The 19,656-nt window shown below is 59.4% G+C and carries 20 protein-coding genes and 1 pseudogene; 13 read left to right on the top strand and 8 right to left on the bottom strand.

What is annotated here, in order from left to right; translation table 11 throughout:
• The first annotated feature begins 513 nt into the window (after window positions 1-513).
• Together B7R21_RS18125 and B7R21_RS21030 are read left to right on the top strand one after the other, a co-directional pair.
• Window positions 514-741, top strand: coding sequence for a hypothetical protein (locus B7R21_RS18125; RefSeq protein ID WP_147305960.1), 228 nt, complete (start codon window positions 514-516; stop codon window positions 739-741).
• 272 nt (window positions 742-1,013) lie between these two features.
• Window positions 1,014-1,118, top strand: a pseudogene (locus tag B7R21_RS21030) (type IV toxin-antitoxin system AbiEi family antitoxin domain-containing protein); the annotation flags it as partial.
• Here the strand turns inward: B7R21_RS21030 and B7R21_RS21025 are convergent.
• Window positions 1,074-1,808 carry a hypothetical protein gene (locus B7R21_RS21025; protein ID WP_367379418.1) on the bottom strand — a complete coding sequence of 245 codons (735 nt, stop codon included), beginning with the start codon at window positions 1,806-1,808 and terminating at the stop codon, window positions 1,074-1,076. The pseudogene B7R21_RS21030 and the gene B7R21_RS21025 sit on opposite strands and share 45 nt — an antisense overlap.
• Before the next feature lie 12 nt (window positions 1,809-1,820).
• On the opposite strand from B7R21_RS21025, the gene B7R21_RS20785 reads away from it, so the two are divergent.
• Window positions 1,821-2,147 carry a hypothetical protein gene (locus tag B7R21_RS20785; RefSeq protein WP_253259905.1) on the top strand — a complete coding sequence of 109 codons (327 nt, stop codon included), beginning with the start codon at window positions 1,821-1,823 and terminating at the stop codon, window positions 2,145-2,147.
• Window positions 2,140-3,054: a nucleotidyl transferase AbiEii/AbiGii toxin family protein gene (locus tag B7R21_RS18115; RefSeq protein ID WP_116284665.1), complete on the top strand. Its 915-nt coding sequence runs from the start codon at window positions 2,140-2,142 to the stop codon at window positions 3,052-3,054. Before B7R21_RS20785 ends, B7R21_RS18115 begins: the two co-directional genes overlap by 8 nt.
• A 565-nt stretch (window positions 3,055-3,619) precedes the next feature.
• On the opposite strand, the gene B7R21_RS18110 is transcribed toward B7R21_RS18115, so the two are convergent.
• Both B7R21_RS18110 and B7R21_RS18105 read right to left on the bottom strand, forming a co-directional pair.
• The gene (locus B7R21_RS18110) at window positions 3,620-4,321 is read right to left on the bottom strand and encodes an ImmA/IrrE family metallo-endopeptidase (protein WP_116284661.1); all 702 of its coding nucleotides are present in this window, start codon (window positions 4,319-4,321) and stop codon (window positions 3,620-3,622) included.
• Window positions 4,318-4,698 (bottom strand): helix-turn-helix domain-containing protein, encoded by a 381-nt coding sequence (locus B7R21_RS18105; protein WP_116284660.1) that lies wholly within the window; start codon window positions 4,696-4,698, stop codon window positions 4,318-4,320. The genes B7R21_RS18110 and B7R21_RS18105 overlap by 4 nt, the downstream gene beginning before the upstream one ends.
• Before the next feature lie 137 nt (window positions 4,699-4,835).
• Here B7R21_RS18105 and B7R21_RS20295 point away from each other — a divergent pair, with 137 nt between their 5' ends.
• Genes B7R21_RS20295 through B7R21_RS19815 form a run of 3 tightly spaced genes read left to right on the top strand, consistent with a single transcriptional unit; the run spans window position 4,836 to window position 6,737 of the window.
• Window positions 4,836-5,108: a multiubiquitin domain-containing protein gene (locus tag B7R21_RS20295; RefSeq protein ID WP_172592264.1), complete on the top strand. Its 273-nt coding sequence runs from the start codon at window positions 4,836-4,838 to the stop codon at window positions 5,106-5,108.
• Window positions 5,005-6,300 carry a ThiF family adenylyltransferase gene (locus B7R21_RS18095; RefSeq protein WP_367379417.1) on the top strand — a complete coding sequence of 432 codons (1,296 nt, stop codon included), beginning with the start codon at window positions 5,005-5,007 and terminating at the stop codon, window positions 6,298-6,300. Before B7R21_RS20295 ends, B7R21_RS18095 begins: the two co-directional genes overlap by 104 nt.
• Entirely contained in the window at window positions 6,297-6,737 is a 441-nt protein-coding gene (locus tag B7R21_RS19815) for a DUF6527 family protein (RefSeq protein WP_147305959.1), read from the top strand. Before B7R21_RS18095 ends, B7R21_RS19815 begins: the two co-directional genes overlap by 4 nt.
• On the opposite strand, the gene B7R21_RS19810 is transcribed toward B7R21_RS19815, so the two are convergent.
• From B7R21_RS19810 to B7R21_RS18065, 5 genes are all read right to left on the bottom strand, one after another.
• Entirely contained in the window at window positions 6,734-7,675 is a 942-nt protein-coding gene (locus B7R21_RS19810) for a sce7725 family protein (protein WP_147305958.1), read from the bottom strand. The genes B7R21_RS19815 and B7R21_RS19810 overlap by 4 nt on opposite strands.
• Window positions 7,676-7,728: 53 nt before the next feature.
• Window positions 7,729-8,604: a sce7726 family protein gene (locus B7R21_RS18080; protein ID WP_147305957.1), complete on the bottom strand. Its 876-nt coding sequence runs from the start codon at window positions 8,602-8,604 to the stop codon at window positions 7,729-7,731.
• A 479-nt stretch (window positions 8,605-9,083) separates the two neighbouring features.
• Window positions 9,084-9,848, bottom strand: coding sequence for a glucosamine-6-phosphate deaminase (gene nagB, locus B7R21_RS18075; protein WP_116284655.1), 765 nt, complete (start codon window positions 9,846-9,848; stop codon window positions 9,084-9,086).
• Window positions 9,849-9,899: 51 nt separating this feature from the next.
• Entirely contained in the window at window positions 9,900-10,862 is a 963-nt protein-coding gene (locus tag B7R21_RS18070) for an ROK family protein (protein ID WP_116284654.1), read from the bottom strand.
• A gap of 26 nt (window positions 10,863-10,888) precedes the next feature.
• A complete protein-coding gene (locus tag B7R21_RS18065; protein WP_116284653.1) occupies window positions 10,889-12,109 on the bottom strand; it encodes an ROK family transcriptional regulator in 1,221 nt (406 codons plus the stop codon).
• A gap of 360 nt (window positions 12,110-12,469) precedes the next feature.
• On the opposite strand from B7R21_RS18065, the gene B7R21_RS18060 reads away from it, so the two are divergent.
• The 6 genes from B7R21_RS18060 to B7R21_RS18035 are packed head-to-tail and all read left to right on the top strand — an operon-like array spanning window position 12,470 to window position 19,467.
• Window positions 12,470-13,897, top strand: a complete 1,428-nt coding sequence (locus tag B7R21_RS18060) for an ABC transporter substrate-binding protein (RefSeq protein ID WP_172592263.1) — start codon at window positions 12,470-12,472, stop codon at window positions 13,895-13,897.
• A 30-nt stretch (window positions 13,898-13,927) separates the two neighbouring features.
• Complete coding sequence (locus B7R21_RS18055; RefSeq protein ID WP_116284651.1) at window positions 13,928-14,776, top strand: ABC transporter permease; 849 nt, start codon at window positions 13,928-13,930, stop codon at window positions 14,774-14,776.
• 2 nt (window positions 14,777-14,778) lie between these two features.
• Window positions 14,779-15,729 (top strand): ABC transporter permease, encoded by a 951-nt coding sequence (locus B7R21_RS18050; protein WP_116284650.1) that lies wholly within the window; start codon window positions 14,779-14,781, stop codon window positions 15,727-15,729.
• A 2-nt stretch (window positions 15,730-15,731) separates the two neighbouring features.
• Complete coding sequence (locus B7R21_RS18045) at window positions 15,732-16,721, top strand: ABC transporter ATP-binding protein (RefSeq protein WP_172592262.1); 990 nt, start codon at window positions 15,732-15,734, stop codon at window positions 16,719-16,721.
• Window positions 16,718-17,551, top strand: coding sequence for an ATP-binding cassette domain-containing protein (locus tag B7R21_RS18040; RefSeq protein ID WP_116284648.1), 834 nt, complete (start codon window positions 16,718-16,720; stop codon window positions 17,549-17,551). Before B7R21_RS18045 ends, B7R21_RS18040 begins: the two co-directional genes overlap by 4 nt.
• Before the next feature lie 17 nt (window positions 17,552-17,568).
• A complete protein-coding gene (locus B7R21_RS18035; protein WP_116284647.1) occupies window positions 17,569-19,467 on the top strand; it encodes a CocE/NonD family hydrolase in 1,899 nt (632 codons plus the stop codon).
• Window positions 19,468-19,656 lie beyond the last annotated feature (189 nt).

Genomic DNA, 19,656 nt, shown 5'->3' with positions numbered 1-19,656 from the left:
GCATGGCCGTGCAGTGCCACCCCTTGGGGCGGTGGGGGAGAGAATTCCGGCACGAAATGAGGGAGCGAAGCGACCGCGTGCCGGAAATGTCGGAGGAGCCGGCAGCGCAGCTGCTTGCGCGGAACGGTCAGGCCCGTACGCTTCCGAAGGATCCACGGCACAACAACAAAGCCCCACAGGGGCGGCAACAGTGCCGCAACGCGGCTCCGCCCAGGTAGGGCAGCGGCGGTGAAGCCGACGAACCACCCGCAACGCCCCGGCTGCAGAAACACGGCTGAGCTGCTGCGGGTAAGCCAAAGCACTCCTGGGGCGGCGACGCGTCTCAGGAGGTCGTGACGGTGATCTGTATGTCGTCGGCGTCGCCCTCCCAGAACAGGTCAAGAATCGCGCCGCGGATCTTCTCGGCGTCCACCCCTCCTGCCCGGTCCGGGAATGACACCGTCACGCCCCTGGACCGGAACGCAGGCCGGGTGTCGGTGGACAACTTGCAGGCCGGGGTGGGATCGTGGGGTTGTGCGCAAACGTGGAAGCCTCGCTAAAACTGCCCTGGCGGCGAACGTCATGGTCTGGTTTGGGGCAGCCCTGTTCCTGTTCGCACTCGCTGGTGAACAGACCTATTCGGCGTTCCACGGCCAGTGGCAAAACATTGTCGGATGGGCGCTGATCTGCGCCGTAGCGCTAGCCATCACAATCATCGGGATCCTCGAGGTGCGACGCCTTCACGCGCGCCTTTACCGGTAGGTGAACAATGGGCGCGTTAGCCTCCTGAGCTATGACCCCGATCTTCTAGAACACACGGGAGCTGTTTACTCCGCCTCTTACGCAGGGACCTGCTGCTCCTATTGGCCAACTTCGCCCTCGATACCTGCGAGGTCTTCTGCAACCAGTTCGTGGGTGCCGGCTCCTCGGCCACGTCGCCATCGACATCGGCATTGATGTAGGCCTTCCTGCGTAAACACATCCCAGTTCTTTCTGTTCTCTGATTGTATCTCCCAGGGTGATACGATCGGAGAATGACTGCGACAGAGGCTCTTCGAACCCTGCAGGGTCTCTCGTCCGCGCAATGGGGAATGCTAACGACCGGGCAAGCGGCGGCCCGGGGCGTCACCCGGCTTCAGCTTGGGCGCCTCGCGGCGGCGGGTCATCTGGAGCGTCTCACGCATGGGGTATACCGGGATGCAGGGAGCCCGCCGACTGAATACGATGATGTTCGGGCTGTGTGGCTGAGTCTTGACCCCACCCGAACCGCGGAACAACGCATAGGCGATGGGGCCGACGGCGCTGTCGTTGGCGGTCCAACTGCCACATACCTGCATCAGATCGGGGATCTGCAACCAGAGCCGTACGTTTTCCTCAGCCAGATCCGGCGGCAGTCGCACCGATCCGAGGTGCAGTACCGACAACGCACCCTCAGCCCGGACGACATCACGATTGTCCACGGTCTGCCCGTCAGCACCCCAGAACGAGCCGTCGCTGATCTCGTCCAGGACAAGGAGGACACAAGCCTTGTCGCCGACGTTCTCGCGGACGCTGTACGGAAAACTCCCATCCGGCTCGACCGGCTCGCCGAGATCCTGGGTCCCTTCGCCGCCCGCAATGGTCATGACAAAAACGACGGTGCTGGCTTCCTGGAAGATCTGCTCGAGCGCGGCGGTGTGGACGCCACGACACAGGCAACACGGATCGTTCGAAGTACAGCGTGGCAATCCACGGCGTGGCCCGAACTGAACACGATTGTGCAGCAAGCCGTTGCCGCACAGCTGCCCAACTTCTCCAACCTCGCTCAATTCGAGGAACTTCTCGCTCAAGTACGCCTGAATATGACCAAACTCACGTTCGCAGTTCCCGACTTCAGCGAAGCGATCAGGAAAACTCTCGGGTCCATCGATTACGCCGGCGTTGCAAGCCTCTCGGCACAGCTCCCTGACTATTCCAAGCTGATGAAGGCGGTGGCCGAAACCGCGAACGTCTCCCGGCTCGTCGCGTCCCTGCCTGCTGCAGCGGTGACCGCCGGAAACACTCAGTCGCTGCAGCACGTCCAGCAGCTCGCACAACACGCTGCGACGCTGAGCATCGTCGAGAAGGTCACCGCACGGCCACCCGCGCATCACCATGAAGACCGGAGAGGGGCCGGGCAGGATGAGTGAGCTGCAGGCCGATTACGGAGACGGCAGCGCTGTCCGTGCTGCGATCAAGTCAGCAGCTCAGATTGCAGCACGGGAACCAAATCCCAGTGTGGACAGTCTGATACGGCAAGCAACCTACGACCGTTTCCTGTGCCGGATCTTCTCCACCAAAACGAGTCCCTTCATCCTCAAAGGTGGCACCGGGATGCTGGCCCGCATCAAGGACGCCCGAAGCACCCGAGACATCGACCTCGCCATCAGCCAGCACGAGACGAATACGGCAATCGCGGAACTCGTCGAACTGGCAAGCATTGACCTGGGTGATCACTTCCGGTTCGTCCTGACCAACAGCACAGAACAGATCGGCGGCGAGAACCAACCGTACATCGAGGGCGTGAACCTTACGTTCGATGTCTTCATAGGCGTGAACAGGCGCGGGAGCATCTCTATCGATCTAGCCACCGGACACACACCCACCGGCCCGATCGAGAAGCGCGCCCCCAGCAACAGGCTGCACCTCCCACGGCTTCGAACCTACGACTACATGCTCTACCCAATCGCAGACCAGATAGCCGACAAGGTCTGTGCCACCCTCGACACCTACGGAAGCGGAAACAAAAGCTCATCACGTGAAAAGGACCTCGTCGACCTGATCACGATCGCTCTTCACGAAAACGTCGACGCCCGCGACCTACGCGTTGCCCTCACGACAGAGATGATCCTCCGCCGCCTTGGTTCCGCCGCCGAATTTCAGATACCAGCGAGCTGGGGAACGGGCTATGCCAAATTGGCCAAACCGATCAACTTTCTCAGCGACTACCCAACGGTGGCCGAGGCGCTGCCTGTTGCGAAAGCCCTCATCGACCCAGTCCTTGGTGGGTCTGTCGAAACGGGCACCTGGGATCCTAAGACAATGAAATGGGTATGACAGCCGCTCAGGTGATGCGCGGTCCGAGCAGGCTCCTCACCCGCGGCCTGTCTTGGTGGATCTACGCCCAGACCAATGCGGAGGGCGGAGCGTTGTACGCGGGCATCCGATACGTGTCGCGCTCGGATTATCGATGGCAGCCAAATCCAGCCCATCAGCGACGACCTGATCGGTAAAGCACACCCAGCGCTACAGGCAATTGGACACTCCTACGGCATCAGGATCAACTAACGTCTCGGCTCTCGACTCCCAGTGAAGCTGAGCAAACCCCGATTAATGAGAGGGCTACAAAGGGGGAGGAGTTGCGATGTCAGCGTCACTGTCACTGTCACTGTCAACGCGTTGCCGATCGTTGGGCTATACGGAGGTTCGGTCGAGGCTAGATCGCGACACTCCGGCGTCGCTCCGCGCTACGTTTCCACTCGAACGGGCGGGCAACATTATCGGTGAAATATTTCCCAGATCCGCATGTTTCCGGGCCCCTTCTGGCTATTACTTGACGTAATATCCATTATCAGCGCATCAAATCTCAGAATCTTGGTTCTGGTCGAGGCGGTTGAGCTGGTCACACTAGACGGTCGATGCCGAGTGTGGCCAGACGAATTGTTGCCGCCTGCTTCGACACTTGAAAATGTGTTGCGAGATGTTCAACGATCGTTGGCTGCATCATCCTCGAAAGCTGGGACGACGGTTTCATCTGCTCTTCCAAGAATTTTCGGGCTGCGCGCTTGAACAATACTCGAGGCATCAGTAGTGCGGCCATTCCCTTGTTGGCTTGCACTTCTCGCCAGTGACCGGTAGGAGATGTGGGGGCTCCGCCGGGGTCGGGGGTGATGTCGCGATGAAGGCACGGAATGGTTGGAGAGTTGGATGTGTGGTTAAGGATGCCTGTGACCATGTCGTCGGTAAAGAGACGCTTGTGGAGCACGACGTGCGCCGCCTCATGGGCGAGTGTGGCGCGGAATCGCCCCAACGACCCGGTGGAGTGTGCTTTTTCGTCAGCAGCGTTGGTAACGGTTTGAGATATCTGTATTTGCACGTTTCCGTCGGGGTAGAACGAGCTGGCTCCCAGGATGCCATCTTCGAGATCCGCAAACTGATCGAGATCTGCTCCAAGATGTGACTCGATGAACGCTTCGAGATCGGTGACCGGACTGGTCATTGTGGGCATCATGTCAGCCTTCCGAAGCGTGGCGTCACAGATCCTCTCAATTTCGGCATCGTCGATCCAGAGGCGGAGCTCGCCGTCCTTCGTGTATAAATTCATGCTTTGGGCTCGTCGCCGACTTGCGTCTTGGCCATCCTGTTTGCGCTCTTGAGTAGTCGCTGCAGATTTTCTTCATTGAGATTGGCCCCTGAGACGGTGCGCAGAAGAACGCCGACTGTTGGGTTCGACTTTAAGTAAAGCTCGGTATCTTCGCCCAGGCGTCCTGCCAACGCTAATAGGTCGTCGAAGTCGAGGGGCAATTGCTCGGCGATCTTGATGAGCACGGCTTCAGACGGCGTACGCCTGTCATGTTCGATGTCGTTCATGTATGACGGCGCTACATCGATTCGTCGAGCGAGCTCGCGAAGGGAAAGTCCGGCGTCGACGCGGGACGCTCGAATTGAAGGGCCAAGGCTGGGGTTCAAGTTGTCTGTCATGTTCGCGCACAAGCGTACGGCAAAATCTCAGGAAAAACAGGTCCCCATTTTTTACGAGTACGACCGGAACGGTGTTAGTGTGTACGCGTGTCAGCGAACACGCGGACACACGAACGCTCTCGAAAGGAGCCAATCTCATGTCAGTAGCTGATACTGCACGACGCCCTACGAATTCCGAATTTGCTTTCACCATCAACGGCGAGCTCGTCGTCGTTCCGAAGCAGGAAGTGTCGTTCGCCGAAGTGGTGGCGATCGCCTACCCCGTACCGGGCCCGGACGAAATGACCTACACCGTCACCTACCGTCATGCAAAAGGTGCCATCCACGAAGGCCACCTCGTTGAAGGCCAATTTGTCGAGATCCGCAAGGAGGGAACTGAGTTCGATGTCTACTCAACTATTCGCTCATAGCCAGGACCTTCAACGCCTCCGCGCAGACGGGTACGCGGTCACCATCCAGTCTGGGCACCTGATTGTCGGGCATGTCCCGTATGTGACCTCGACTCGCGAGGTGGCCTACGGGACAATCATCTCCGAACTCACAACCTCGGGTAGCAGCACGGTCGTGCCGCAAACTCATGTAGTTCATTTCGCTGGCGGCACGCCATGCGATGACCAGGGTCATCCTTTGACAAAAGTTGTTATCCAAGTCGGCGCCACTCCCATCGCGGATGGACTCATCGCTGACTGCATGTTTTCGTCCAAGCCACCATCGGGAGCGTATGCCGACTATCACGAGAAAATTGTTCGGTACGCGAATATGCTCGTGGGTTATGCGCAGGCAATCGATCCGGACGCTACTGCGCGGATCTATCCGCCTGTGTCGACTGACTCAGATGACTCGGTTTTCGAGTACCTAGATTCCGCTTCAGCTCGAGCGGGAATCACCACGCTGACTGATCGACTTAGGTGCCCGTCTGTGGCAATCGTGGGGCTTGGCGGCACCGGTTCCTTCATTCTCGACCTGATTGCGAAGACGCCGATTACGGAGATCCACCTCTTTGACTCCGACGAGTTCCTGGCGCACAACGCGTTTCGCGCCCCAGGTGCGGCGAGTCTTGCCGAGTTGGATGCGAGGCCAAAGAAGGTGGACTACTTCGCACGCATCTACTCCAAGATGAGACGAGGAATCACCCCCCATCCCGTTCGTGTGGACGGATCAAATGCGGACGTTCTGCTGGGCATGAGTTTCGTCTTTATAGCGATAGATTCGGGCTCCGCCCGGCACGACCTCGTCGAGGCATTGGAACGAATGGGAATCCCCTTCATCGACGTCGGAATGGGCATTGATCGCCAAGGCGAACAACTCGGCGGAATGCTCAGAGTGACGACAAGCACCGTGCAAAATAGAAAATCAGCGCGAGAGCCGGGGCGGCTGCCGTTTGCCGATGCGGACGACGATCTGTACCGCGCCAATATTCAGGTAGCGGATATGAACGCCCTAAATGCAGTGCTGGCCGTCTCTCAGTGGAAGCAATACATGGAGTTCTACGCTAATCGCGGCGGCGGGCTCTACATCACTTACACCATCGCCACGGGTCAGCTGCTCAGAGACCAACACCACCCCGAAATTTCCGCTGAAGAAGGACGGAAGGCAGCGTGACGATTGCGGCCAGCTTCACGCACCGATTCGTGGAATACCTTCCCAACGTCCTGGAGGAAGGCATCCTTTACGTTTCGATTCGCTTCCGCACCGCCTCCCACCTGTGCGCCTGCGGGTGCGAATATAAGGTTGTCACGCCTCTCAGTCCCGCCCGTTGGTTGATTACTTACAATGGCGCATCGGTCACCTTGTCTCCATCCATAGGCAACTGGCAGGCCGCGTGCCGCTCGCATTATCTGATCATTCGCGACAAAGTTCATTGGGCTAAAGACTGGTCGGAAGAGCAAGTCGAATGGGCCTCGCGCCGTGATGCTCGGGAGTTGCTTTGGCAGGGCAGTACGGGTGCTGGCGGCTCAGCTGTCCAAAAGAAACGAGCGGGGCATCCTTCGAAGAGTCGACGCAAGCCACTGATGCCCTGGCGACGCCGACCGGACTAAGCGCCTAATGCGGCCGCCACGGTGTAAATGTGATGGCTGATCTGGTATTGCTTGGATTTGACCAAGCTCGTGGCATGCCTTTGTGCGTGGACTAAATCAAAAGCTGCAAGCCCGGGAGAAGCTCGGAACTTACTAGGGTGGCGGGCTCTCTCGGCCTGCAAATGGGCAAGCGCTTCGAGGATCTTGCCGCCGGCAGAACCCAAATTCCGATCCCGCTCGTCAGAAAGAAAATGTTGCACGTGTAAACGGTCTGAGCCATTTTCCCAACTCAGGTGGAGTGAGACAGCGCCAGCCGGTCCTCCCCCCGGCTGAGGCATGGCAGGAAGAATCGTAAAGTCGGCGAAGCCTGGGCGGCCGTCTTCCGCGAAGGTGACGTGAGCATCGGAAAACCAATCGTCTTCGGGATAGTCCGCGTTCCTGCTCTGGGCCGAAAACGAGTCCTCAACGTCGACCGTAATCGTAGGGCCAAGCTCGGCCGCGTACATTACCGGGTTACCTTCAGGACGGAGAAACACGGTGACATCAAATCCGGAGAGCGCGACCGACAATGCGCGTGGGGAGATGGCCGTCGATGCTACGACAATCGCCACTGGCTGGCCGGCCTTCGAACTCAGAAATGCGGCAACATCCGCAACCCGAGTTTGCTCGCGAATTTTAAACGCGGGAATGATAACAATTCGCTCGGCGAGAGCCCCATCGAACGTCATGTGCCACAGCGATCGAGGCTCAGCTCTGGCGAGGTCGCCAAGGTGGGGATTGACGATGACGTAAAGCCGGGCGCTAGCAGTACGGAATGCCTCAAATACCTTCAGCAATCCTTTGCCGTGGGTAAATGGTTCGAGGATCGGGAAAACGATCTGCGGACTGCCGAGATGATCGGCGACTTGTATTAGTGCAGACTTCTCCGCTTGGCGGTCGTACAAGTACGGAAAATACACAGAGCAACCCTCCCAGGATCTACCCTACAGACTCCCAGTAATCGATCATCTGTTCAACTACCCCGAAGGAGGGCCAGCGGCTCCGCGAGGCGCTTCAGAAGCCGATCGGCTCCCGCCAAAGAGATTTCCGAGCCGTAGGCCAGCGCCCGAGCTGATCTTGGAAACGCTGGATCAGACACTATTTTGGACGTCCCTGCGGAGCGCGACTTGAGCGCTCGGACTGTATGCGCGTGCACGGTCGATAAATCTAGTGTGGCAAAAGCGTCTCGCATGGCGTGCCAAAGATCCCCCGACTGAACTTTAGGAACCCATCGGCGTTCGGCAGCCAGTATGTTCAGCGCCTCGGATTGCCGAAGCAGCTGAAACAAGTGGTCGATCTCAAGCAGTTCTAAATTAGAGGTAGCCTCGCGAGCAATGACGAGGGCACCACGCTGTCGCAGGCCGATCAGGCCTACTCCGTCAACTAAGTGACGCAAGGCTGTCTCGAGTCGGCGTTCCGAGACGACCACATATACGAATTCGGCGCGGCTTCGGTAGTCGGCGATCTGATCGGGCAGCCGAGCGAAGCTATCAAGATCCGTCTTGACCTCATACACAGTTGAGGTGCCGTTGAGGACGGTCACATCGGCGATCGACTCACCCATTCGAAGTTCCAGCAAGGCAGAGGCGGTTGACGGGCGATGTCGGCCGAAAACTATCTTGGACACAATTGCATTCTTGAAGACATACTCATTGCGATAGTCGCGGAGCATCCGAGCATGAGCAGCTTCAAATGCGTCGGCGATCGTGGGTTGAGTAGACCCGCCAAAGAGGGCTGCTGTTCTCGCAAGCCGGTCAAATGCATGACTCGGGTGCTCGGCGGAAAGGTCTTTGTATACGACAGATGAGAACAGCGCGGCGAGTTCTCGATCCGTTGGATCAACGCCCACTTTGAGCCCTCCAGCCCCGAACCTCGCACGGGTCGACCACCCTCAGTCGTCTCGTTTTAGCTGAACCATGACGAGTTAGGCAAATCGCCATTTTCCCGATTCTAGAAAGCGTAACCTGCCATGCGCCTAAGCGTTGTGGCGTAACCTTTGAAAAATGCGGCGGTTCGGCAATGCGTCTTCTCGCTTCTGACTACGTGGGTTGGTAATCGCGACACGAAGCATTCGCGTTCAGACGCTGACTGGAAGCTGGATCCCGAATAGCGTCTCGAAATGGTAAAGGTTTTGAGACGTCTCATTCTGTGATCGCTGCTCACGAAGTCACTCTAGATTGCCTGCGTTGCGGAGTGATATCGACCCAGAATCGTTGCTCTTCCGGAGATTTTGAGACATCATGGCGGAGACTTCAGCGGACGACCAGGTGATCGCTACGCTGAGGAGCGCCTAATCGGTACCTTCCGCGACCGACCGACCGCTGGTGACTATTTTGTTGGGCGGTTGTTGAAGACGTAGTTGTAGTAATCGACTAGTTTGAGGTGGCTTGCGGCTTGACGGTCAAGGATGACGGTTGCGCGTGGGTGCATCTGGAGAAGTGATCCTGGACACATGCTTGTGAGGGGCCCTTCTATTGCTTGGGCTACTGCTTCGGCTTTGGTGGTGCCCATGGCGACGAGGAGAAGTTCGCGGGCTTCCATGATGGTGCCGAGCCCTTGAGTTAGGCAGTGCCGAGGGACCTCTTCGATGGAGTTGAAGAATCTGGCGTTGTCGCGCCGTGTCTGGGGCGTAAGTGTCTTGATCCTGGTGCGGGACGCGAACGATGAAGTTGGTTCGTTGAAACCGATATGCCCAGTTGCACCGATCCCCAGGATCTGCAGATCGATACCTCCTGCCTCTTTGATGAGGTCTTCGTAGTGTTCGCACACTTCGTCAACGTTGGCGGCTGTTCCGTCGGGTACGTGAACTTTTTTTGGGTCGAGTTTGAGGCGCTGGGTCACTTCACGGTCGATGACTGCGTGGTAGCTCTCTGGGTGGGAGGGTTGCAGGCCGACGTACTCATCGAGCGCAAATGCAGTAAGGCTGCCTACCGCGGGTGTCCAGCGCTGCTCTATTCCTTCATAGATGGGCAGCGGGGATGATCCTGTTGCGACACCGAGAACGCTGAGGGCGCCCGTTTCAACGCGTGCCAGGATGTGCTCGGACGCGTACGCACGTATCTCCTCTTCACTGTTCAGAATGACTACCTGCATCGATTTTTCCGTTCGTTTGAGTTGTAGCACTACGTTTGTAGAAGATGCCGCCTACGGCCTTTTAGGGATAGCCGCTTGGGCAAAGACGGACCTCCCACCCGGGCTTCGGTCGCGGGCGACGATGCCGGCGCCGATGAGTCCGGCGTCACTGCCCAGGGCTGACTGAAGTACGACCGGTGCTGGTCGCCACGGGAGCTTTTCAGCCACGGCGAGGCGTAGCGGCGACAGGAGCGTCTCCCCCGCCAGCGACAGGCCTCCTCCGATGACTATGCAGTCTGGGTCGAGCACGGCGGAAAGTGAGCTAAGTCCGAGGGCGAGCGCTTCGACAAGCTCGGACCAGACAGCCTGCGCATCGGAGTCGATGTTCAGGAGCGATACAAGTTGGGGTGTGCTTGTCGCATTTTTCCCACCGCGCATTTTGTAGCGATTCAAGACTGTCGTGGCGGACGCGTATGCCTCGATGCACCCGCGGCCGCCGCAGCTGCAAACGGCGCCGCTGGGCACGATGGGCATGTGCCCGAACTCGCCAGCGCTCGATCGTGCACCATAAACCAGAGAGCCGCCCGTGACGACAGCGCCGGACAGTCCGGTGCCGATGGGGACGAAGATGAAGTTCCGGTATCGGCTTCGTTCTTCCGGGTGCGCGGCCTGCTCTGCGATAGCGCCGGCGCGGGCGTCGTGTTCAAGGCGCACCGGAACTCGGAACTCAGCCTCAATGATCTCACTGAGGTTCAGCTCTTCCCAGTGCAAGTTCGCCGCATAGACGACTTGTCCAGCCGATGAATCGATGACACCAGGGGAGGCGAGACCAATTCCCTCAATCTCGGCGCCGGCAGCGGATGCGTCATTTCGGAGAGCACGAGTCAGTGCCTGAATGCCGGGAAGGGCCTCGTCATCGACGCTGAATGTCCCGATTTGGCGGCGGCACACCATGACACCGGAACTATTGAACACGGCGCCCTTGAGAGTGGTCCCGCCGATATCAATAGCAACGACAGCGGATGAGGTAGGCATATGTTGAATGGTCGCTGGATCGCCGGTCAGGCGCTCTGTGCGCTTTCTTCGAGCGCTACTCGTGCAAGTTCGTCGATCCGCGCGGGGGCGAGGACCTCGTCAAGGAGCAGGCGGAGCGCGCCTCGCGCTCCCGCCGTGTCGGGGTCGGCAACTGCGCTGACGTCCAAGTCCTGCGCGGCCACCGGCAGGCACTTTTGGAACAGCTCGGCACGGATGGCGGCTGCGAGTGGCGCCGATTGCGACAGAGCTCCGCCCAGTACAACGCGCCTCGGGTTGAAGAAGTTGACGCTCGACGCCAAGACGGTGCCGATTTGTGCGCCCGCCTCACGAAGGATCGAGAGGACTCGCGGATCTCCGCTCCGCCCCAACGCGATGATGTCCGAGGGAATGTCGACGCTGTAACCCAGTTCGGACAGACGCGCCGCGATCGCAGCACCGCTCGCCACCGATTCCAGGCAGCTCTCGAGACTGCACACACAACTAATGACAGAGGGGCCCGCTACCGGAGTGTGACTGAATTCTCCTGCGGCACCGTTGAATCCACGCAGGAGTTTGCCGTCAGCTACGAGGCCACTCCCGATTCTTCTCCCGAGAAGAACTGCAAGGAAATAATCATTGTGACTGTCCTCGGCCTCGGACATCTCCGAGATGGCAACGAGGTTCGCATCGTTTTCCACAAGGACCGGCACGTCGGTGTGGGCGGCGAAGAGATCGGGGACCTTCGCGTCACTCCACGTCTGCATAAACGACGGAAGAACCACCCGCCCACTTGGATACTCGACAGGAGCTGGCAGACCTACCGCGATCCCGCGAAGCCGATCAAACGGAACTCCCGCCGCCTGGAAGAGCTTGGCTACCTCAGCCCAGATCGTCGCTACAGCTTCGACCGGTGGCTGATCTGCCAAAGCGGGTAGCCGCACGCTATGAAGAACGGTTCCGCTGAGGTCAGCGATCGCCAACTTCAACAATCGCACTCCAGGTTCGACGGCCACAACGAAGCCGGCGGCGGCCGCGACTTGCAGATTACGGGCGCGCCGACCCCCACGAGATTCGTGCTCGCCATCTTCAGCGACCAGACCAAGTCGCTGAAGCGCATCCACTCGAAGCCCCACCGTAGACGGGGAAAGACCAAACGTTCGCGCAATGGACGAGCGGGACGTCGCGCTCTTAGAGCGAACGAGCCGGAAGACATCGCCAATCGATCCAGCGGCGACCTCTTGATCGCGATACATCATCGTCATGCCCATTTCCCCAAACTAGCACCAATCGAACTAAGTACTGTGATCATCGAACTACTTCTTCCTGTAATCGAATGGTAACGTGGCCGACACACATCAAAGGTAGCTTCAAACGAAGTCAACCTCCGGGACGAGGATGTCTCCAGCAGAACGTCGTCGCCCCGGTCCATACACGCACTGGGAGTAACCATGACGCCACGTCGTTCGCGAGGCACGTCATCACATAGGAGTGAGCAAATGAAATACCAACGTTCTGTTCCGATAGTTGCTGTTGCTCTTGCAGCAGTTGTCATCCTTTCCGGGTGTACCTCCGGGGGGACAAACAACCCGACCGAGTCGGTCACGCCGGTGCCAGGCGGGGTGATCAACGTGGCAGGCATTCCCTCCGCCGTTGACCCCATGTCAACGAGCTCGCGCGCAGCATGGCGGGTCGCCGCCCAAGCCTGTGAAGGACTCTTCGCCAATACTGCTGAACTCGGCGTTGCCGATGGTCTCGTGGAGAGCTGGAGCTACGACGAGCCCGGCAAGGCTTATCATTTCGCTCTTCGCAAGGGTGTTCCATTCCAAGACGGCACTGAACTGAAGGCCGCCGATGTTGTCGCGTCATTGCAGCGGTTCGCTGCCAGCGCTCCCGGTGCCACGTTCAAGACGCTGATGGAATCTGTCACCGCGGTGGACGACTACAACGTCGATCTGATCCTCACTCAGCCCAGCGGAGCAATCCCGGCCCTTCTTGCCACTCCGGACACGGCCGCGTACATTATGCCGGCCAGCATCGTCCAGGGCCGAGCGCCCACCGACGCCCTGACGTCACTTGTATGCACCGGCCCTTACAAACTGGACAGCTACGTGCCTGACCAGTCCGTCACACTCAGCCGCTTCGCCGAGTACGCCGCCCGAACTGATCCGAGCGACGGCGCAGCAGGAGCGAAGATCGCTTATGCCGACACCATAAATTTCGTCCCGAGTACTTCGGCGAATGTGTCAAATCTGCTGGTCTCCGGGCAGGCCGACATCGCGCCGGACTTCCCGCTTGACCAGGTGACCACCGTCGAGAACAACCCTGCCGTGACGGTCAACGCCATCGAGTCCGGCGCATACCCTCTCATGCAGTTCAACACCCGCAATGGGCTTCTCGCCAACCCGACTCTCCGTCAAGCCGTGCAGGCAGCCTTGGACGACACCACAGTCATGGCGGCTATCGCCCCCGACCAAAAGTATGCGTCCATCGACTCGAGCCTCTTTCCCGCCGATTCGCCGTGGTACAGCAAGGAAGGGTCGGATTCGTACAACGCCAATGACGTAGACCTTTCGAAGCAGCTGCAAAAGAAAGCTGGCTACAACGGCGAGGAACTGGTTCTTTTGTACCAGGCCGCTGACAGCTACACGCCCGTCGTCGTCCAGCAACTCCAAGACGCCGGCTTCAATGTCCGCGCCGACCTTCTCGACAGCGCCGCGTTCACTGCTGCTCGAGGGGATGACAGCAAATGGAACATGTTCATGTCGGGGGGCACCAGCTACGGCGACCCCCTCACCGTCGTGTTCCTCGGAGCGAACTTCCCCGGCTGGTGGAACACTCCCGAGAAGCAGGCTCTGATGGCCGAATTCACTGCGGGAGCAACCCAAGAAGATCGGAAGGTCGTCTGGGACAAGCTGCAAGCCCTCATCTACGAGCAGGCACCATTTGTCCGGTTCGGTGGTCGGTCTCAGATCGACGTGACCAGCAGCCACATTGCCGACTACCCAGCAATGCGCGGAAGTGCTCGCGGCTTCTACAACGTACCCGTCGCCCAGTAGTCCTCTACCCGTCGCCCACCAGGAAGTCTCATGTCAGCATCAACAACGCGGTTCACACGAACCTCGAAGGCTCTCTTTCATGAGCCAAACGCCCTGGTGGGCGCGGGCCTACTGCTTCTCATCATCGTCATCTCTCTGATCGCACCCCTGATCAGCCCTGACCCGACCGTCGTCAACCCTCTCCACCGCCTTGCACCCCCCAGCCTGGAACACCCTTTCGGGACGGACAACCTCGGCCGCGACGTCTTCGCCCTCACGCTGTGGGGTGGTCGAGCGTCACTGCTCATCACCGCGATCTCGACCGCGATCGCAGTGATCCTCGGTTACGCAATCGGCGTGCTTGCGGGCTACTTCCGTCTCTTTGACAGCATCGTCATGAGAATAATGGACGGGCTCATGTCGTTCCCCTCCGTTGTGCTCATGATCAGCCTCGTCGGTGTTCTCGGAAACGGCGTCATTCCCCTGATCATCGGCATGTCGATCACATTGATCCCCGCCACGGCGCGCCTCGTCCGCGGTGCGGCGCTGTCTGCGAAAGAACTCACCTCTGTCGAGTCCGCTCGCGCAATTGGCGCACGCACACCCCGGATCCTGATCCGCTACATCGCGCCGGAAGGGGTGTCAGTTGTCATCGTGCAGACCACCATGGCGCTAGCGACCGGCATCCTCGTTATCGCCTCGCTCTCCTTCATCGGGATCGGTCTCGATCCATCAACTCCCTCATGGGGCGGCTCCCTGTCGTCAGCGCAGCAATACTTCAATCCGGCTTGGTGGATGGCTGTCTTCCCCGGGCTCGCCATCTTCGTCACAGTCCTCGGCCTTGTCCTAGTGGGCGACGCACTTCGTGACGTCCTCGACCCCCGATCCTCGCGAGGCTGAACATGCTTCTCTACGCACTCAAGCGGCTAGCCGCCCTTCTGCCCACCATCCTCGTCCCGATGGTTCTCCTGTTCGTCCTCATCCGCCTCGCCCCGGGCGGCCCTGCCGGTGCGCTTTTGGGCGATGAAGCAAGCCCCGAACAGATTCAGGCACTCAACAACCAGCTCGGACTCAACGAACCTCTCTGGCGCCAGTTCATCAACTTTCTTGGCAGTTTGGTCAGACTGGACTTCGGAGATTCCCTTTTCCTCAAAGCCAACGTCACAGGCCTGGTCCTTGACCGGCTGTCCGTCACAGCCACATTCGTCATACTCTCGATGATCTTCGCGTTGGTCCTCGGACTGATCACGGCAACCATCGCCTCACGGTCCCACAATGGTCCCCTCGACCGAATACTCGTCGGTTTCGCCGTGGTCGGAAACGCCATTCCCAGCTTCTGGCTCGCCGTGATGCTCATCGGCGTGTTCGCTGTCCAACTCCGCTGGTTCCCCGTCGCCGGCTACGCCCCACCGACAGACCCCATCGCCTGGGCGCAGCACCTGATACTTCCCGTCTTCTGTCTCGGAGTCCTGCAGGCCGCGGAGCTCTTCCGCTACTCACGCGCCTCCATGCTCGACTCCATGAGCCAGCCGTTCGTCGCAACCGCCCGCTCCCTCGGACTGTCCGACAACACAATTCAGAACCGGTACGTGACCCGGATGACGCTCGTCCCCATCATGACCGTCTTCGGACTCAGCCTCGGAACCTTACTCGGCGGCGCGGTCATCCTAGAAACACTTTTCTCACTCCCCGGGCTCGGCCAACTCCTCCTGACTGCCGTTCAACGCCGCGACTACCCCCTCATCCAAGGATGCGCATTCTTCATCGCACTGATCATGGTCATTGCCAACCTCATCGTCGACCTGTTCTACGCAGCGGCCGATCCTCGCATCCGATACGGAAAGGCCTCCTAAGCATGAGCACCCTCGACATCACAGCCCCCCTGCTCGAACTGAACAGCGTCACCGTGGCCGTCAACCGGCAGCGCACCACACCACTAGAGCTCGTCTCCGACGTCTCCTTCTCTGTCACACAAGGTGAATGCCTCGCCGTCGTCGGTGAATCCGGCTCCGGGAAAAGCATCACAGCCATGGCGATCGCGGGCCTCCTCGAACCGAGCATGCAGGTGACCGGTTCCATCACCTACAAGAGCCAAGAGCTCACAGAACTCAACCCCGACCAACGCAGAGCTCTCGCCGGCACCGAAATCGGGTTCATCTTCCAAGACGCCATGTCGGCCCTGCACCCGCTCATCTCGATCAAAGATCAGATGATCCGGCCCATCCGGCTCCACCAAGGACTTAGCCGGAAGGACGCCGAGCAGAAAGCCGCCGAGCTGCTGGAAAAGGTAGGCATTCCGCCCGCCCGTAACGTCCTTAACAGTTACGTGCACCAGCTCTCCGGGGGACTCCGCCAACGAGTCATGATCGCGATGGCCTTGTCCAACAAACCCAGCCTCGTCATCGCAGACGAACCGACAACCGCCCTCGACGCGGCCGTCCAAGGCCAAATAATGGAGCTGCTCGGCGAACTACGCCGGAGCGAGAACCTTGCCATGATCCTGATCAGTCACGATATCTCCGTGGTGGCCCGCCACAGCGACACGATGGCCGTCATGTACGCCGGGCAAGTCGTCGAGACCGGCCCAACACAGGGCGTCATCAACGACGCACGCCACCCCTACACCCACGCCCTGATCAACGCGTCCCCGGAGCGTGCACACGCACCGCGGCGCCTGCCGACGATCCCGGGCCAGGTGCCAACGCTTGATCAATTGCCGCCCGGCTGCCGATTCCAACCCCGTTGCTCGTTCGCGATACCCGACAGCATCGCCCCCCAGGGCATGACCGACTTCGGCGGCGGGCGACGCGCACGCTGCTGCAACCCTCTCGGAATCTCAGCATGAACGAGAACAGGGTCCTGCAAATGGACAAGGTCCGGAAAACCTACCGTGTCGGTCCACTCGGCAAGAAAACGACGATGTATGCCGCGAAGGACGTCGATCTCACTGTACGTCCCAATACGGTGATGGGACTTGTCGGTGAGAGCGGAAGCGGGAAGTCAACGCTTGGCCGACTCGCGATCGGTCTCATTCGGCCGACTTCCGGAGCGATCGAATGCGTCGGCGAAAACATCGTCACCCTTCGCGGAGAGCGATTGCGTAAGCACCGACTCCGAATGCAAATGATCTTCCAAGATTCAGGCAGCTCACTGAACCCGAGGATGACCCTCCAAGAACTGCTCGAAGAGCCTCTCGTCGTACAACGGCAAGGGAACACGGCCGAACGTCAGCGTCGGGTGACGAAAGTAGCCGACGAGGTCGGACTAAGCCACCGATACCTGACCCGGCTCCCCCACGAATTCTCCGGCGGACAGCGCCAACGCATATCCATCGCTCGCGCCCTCATCCTGGAACCCGAATTCATCGTCGCAGACGAGCCCGTCTCTGCTCTCGACGTCTCAGTCCAAGCACAAGTGCTCAACATCCTGAAAGACATCCAAGAAGATCGTGGGCTGAGCATGCTGTTCATCTCCCACGACCTCAGCGTCGTGAACTTCATCAGCGACGAAGTCACTGTGCTTCTCCGCGGCGAAGTCGTCGAACGAGGACAAGCCGGCGACATCATGCGCTCACCTCAGAACTCTTACACGCAAACACTCGTCAACGCGGCACACATGGGAGACCTCGGAGACGTCAAACCGGGGCACTCGCAATCAGAACTGTCGACGGACTGATCGGAACCGAACCACCCATGCACCACCTGCAGAACTCCCGCAAGCTCACCGTCGAGCGGCGCACCGAAATGGTCTCGATGAGCGACGGCATTCGTCTTGCTACCGACATCCTCATTCCCACCAGCGCTCAAATCCGCGGCACGATCGTCGAGCGCACTCCATACGGCCGTAAATCAGCACTCCACGGCGTCGCCGAGGAACAGTTCCAGCAGCATCTTGAACAACTCTGTCTCGAAGGGTTCACTGTTCTCATTCAGGACTGCAGAGGCACCGGGGCATCCGAGGGAGCGTTCGTGAAATATCTGAGCGAAGCTGATGATGGACTCGACACCCTCACTTGGGCCGCAGCCCAGCCTTGGTACGGCGAGGGTGCCTATCTGATGGGAGTGTCGTATTCGGCACACGCCGCACTCGCCGCGGCGATAGCCGGTGCACCGGGGATCTTGGGCATGTTCCTGGACCGGGGGGGCTTCTGGAGCGCCTTCCACGAGGGCATCCGGCTCAACGGCGCCTTCGAACTAAAGCAAGTCAGCTGGGGGCTTGCCGCCGCCCAGCGGGCAGCAAAGGAACAGGGAGACAGAATTCGTTCCCTAGCCTTAGACCACCAAGAACTTGGGCAGTGGTTGCAACGACTACCCTGGCGGCCAGGGAGGTCGCCGCTGCGCTTTGATCGCGAGCGGGAAACGGACCTCTTTACACAATGGGATCAGCGATCCCCGGGCAGCTATTGGGAACAGCCCAGCCTTTCGTCTCGCGGGAAGTCGTCTTTGCTCGACCCGTTCCCCACTCTGCAAGTGAGTTCTTGGTATGACATCTACCCTGTATCCACGACGAAGAACTTCACTGAGATGGGAAGCCGCCCGGACGGCGACGCCTACCTGATCCTGGGGCCTTGGACCCATTCGGGAATCGATCAGACATCCGCTGGAGACGTTGAATTCGGCCCGACCGCAACCATAGAAAATGCGATGGGGGTCAGCTACTTCGAGCTCCGGCAGCGCTGGTTCGAGTACTGCTCCCTGCCGTTGGTCCCATTTGGACCACGGGTAACGTTCTTCCTCATGGGCGGCGGGTCAGGGAAGCCCGTCGACGGCGGCCGCCTTCTCCATGGAGGAGAGTGGCTCGCGGCAGACCAATGGCCTCCCAGCTCGACCTTCGTCTCCAGCTGGGCGCTGACCGACTCGGGAACTCTGGAGCCTAGAACAGACAGCGCAGACACCAATCCAGACACTTTCACCACCTACCTTTACGACCCCAAAAACCCGGTACCCACCATCGGTGGAGGAATTAGCTCCTACCCAGGTGTCTTCGAAGCAGGCGCCTTCGACCAGCGAGAACGGCCCGGCCTGCTCGGCAGTCGAGAGCCTTACCTGCCACTAATAGCGCGCCCGGATGTCCTGAGTTTCTCAACAGACCCGCTCACAGAAGACCTCATCGTCGCCGGCGCCCCGACCGTCAGGGTCGACTTTTCGACCACAGGTGCCGACACTGACATCACCGTAAAGCTCGTCGACTTCTACCCGCCATCAGAAGATCACCCCGACGGATACGCAATGAACCTGTGTGACACCGTCGTCAGACTCAGCTCCGCCGAAAATATCCAACTCATTGACACCGCCGGCGACACCCGCATCTTCTTCCTCGAAGTCGAGATGCCCCCAATCGCCAATACATTCGCCATGGGGCATGGTATCCGCCTGGACATTTCTTCGTCCAACTTTCCTCGCGTCGACCCCAACAGCAACATCGCGCAAGAACCACGATCACCGTTGAACGCGACCGCACTCAATGGCGTCCGCACCGGCGGAAAGCGGAAATCAACCCTAGAGCTGCCCCTCCTCTCCCAAGAGGCCGCCGAAAAGCTCCGCGCTTCTCAAGCCAGACGATTCACGACCCCACACACCCGAACAAAATAGATTGACGCGTAACCCGTCACGATCCAAGGTGGGAAAACGCCTGCCTCGAAAAAGTAAAGGTTGGGACTGTGCTGAATTCGGTGTTTCTGGCCTAACGCGTCGGGCGTGTGCCTGGCGGGGAAGGTGCCGTGATGACGACACTGGATGTTGTGAAGAGAAACAAGCCGGATCCCTCTGCCGAGGAGCTCG

Origin of the sequence: Subtercola boreus (assembly GCF_003399625.1) — a bacterium.
Lineage (GTDB): Bacteria > Actinomycetota > Actinomycetes > Actinomycetales > Microbacteriaceae > Subtercola > Subtercola boreus_C.
This window is presented reverse-complemented; position numbering and strand designations above follow the sequence as displayed.

Excerpts from the sequence above, each read along its gene's own strand:
- B7R21_RS20785 (WP_253259905.1), top strand. The coding sequence starts at position 1,821 with ATGACCAAACTCACGTTCGCAGTTCCCGACTTCAGCGAAGCGATCAGG.
- B7R21_RS18115 (WP_116284665.1), top strand. The coding sequence starts at position 2,140 with ATGAGTGAGCTGCAGGCCGATTACGGAGACGGCAGCGCTGTCCGTGCT.
- B7R21_RS18110 (WP_116284661.1), bottom strand. The coding sequence starts at position 4,321 with ATGAATTTATACACGAAGGACGGCGAGCTCCGCCTCTGGATCGACGAT.
- B7R21_RS18105 (WP_116284660.1), bottom strand. The coding sequence starts at position 4,698 with ATGACAGACAACTTGAACCCCAGCCTTGGCCCTTCAATTCGAGCGTCC.
- B7R21_RS20295 (WP_172592264.1), top strand. The coding sequence starts at position 4,836 with ATGTCAGTAGCTGATACTGCACGACGCCCTACGAATTCCGAATTTGCT.
- B7R21_RS18095 (WP_367379417.1), top strand. The coding sequence starts at position 5,005 with ATGCAAAAGGTGCCATCCACGAAGGCCACCTCGTTGAAGGCCAATTTG.
- nagB (WP_116284655.1), bottom strand. The coding sequence starts at position 9,848 with ATGCAGGTAGTCATTCTGAACAGTGAAGAGGAGATACGTGCGTACGCG.
- B7R21_RS18070 (WP_116284654.1), bottom strand. The coding sequence starts at position 10,862 with ATGCCTACCTCATCCGCTGTCGTTGCTATTGATATCGGCGGGACCACT.
- B7R21_RS18065 (WP_116284653.1), bottom strand. The coding sequence starts at position 12,109 with ATGGGCATGACGATGATGTATCGCGATCAAGAGGTCGCCGCTGGATCG.
- B7R21_RS18055 (WP_116284651.1), top strand. The coding sequence starts at position 13,928 with ATGTCAGCATCAACAACGCGGTTCACACGAACCTCGAAGGCTCTCTTT.
- B7R21_RS18050 (WP_116284650.1), top strand. The coding sequence starts at position 14,779 with ATGCTTCTCTACGCACTCAAGCGGCTAGCCGCCCTTCTGCCCACCATC.
- B7R21_RS18045 (WP_172592262.1), top strand. The coding sequence starts at position 15,732 with ATGAGCACCCTCGACATCACAGCCCCCCTGCTCGAACTGAACAGCGTC.
- B7R21_RS18040 (WP_116284648.1), top strand. The coding sequence starts at position 16,718 with ATGAACGAGAACAGGGTCCTGCAAATGGACAAGGTCCGGAAAACCTAC.
- B7R21_RS18035 (WP_116284647.1), top strand. The coding sequence starts at position 17,569 with ATGCACCACCTGCAGAACTCCCGCAAGCTCACCGTCGAGCGGCGCACC.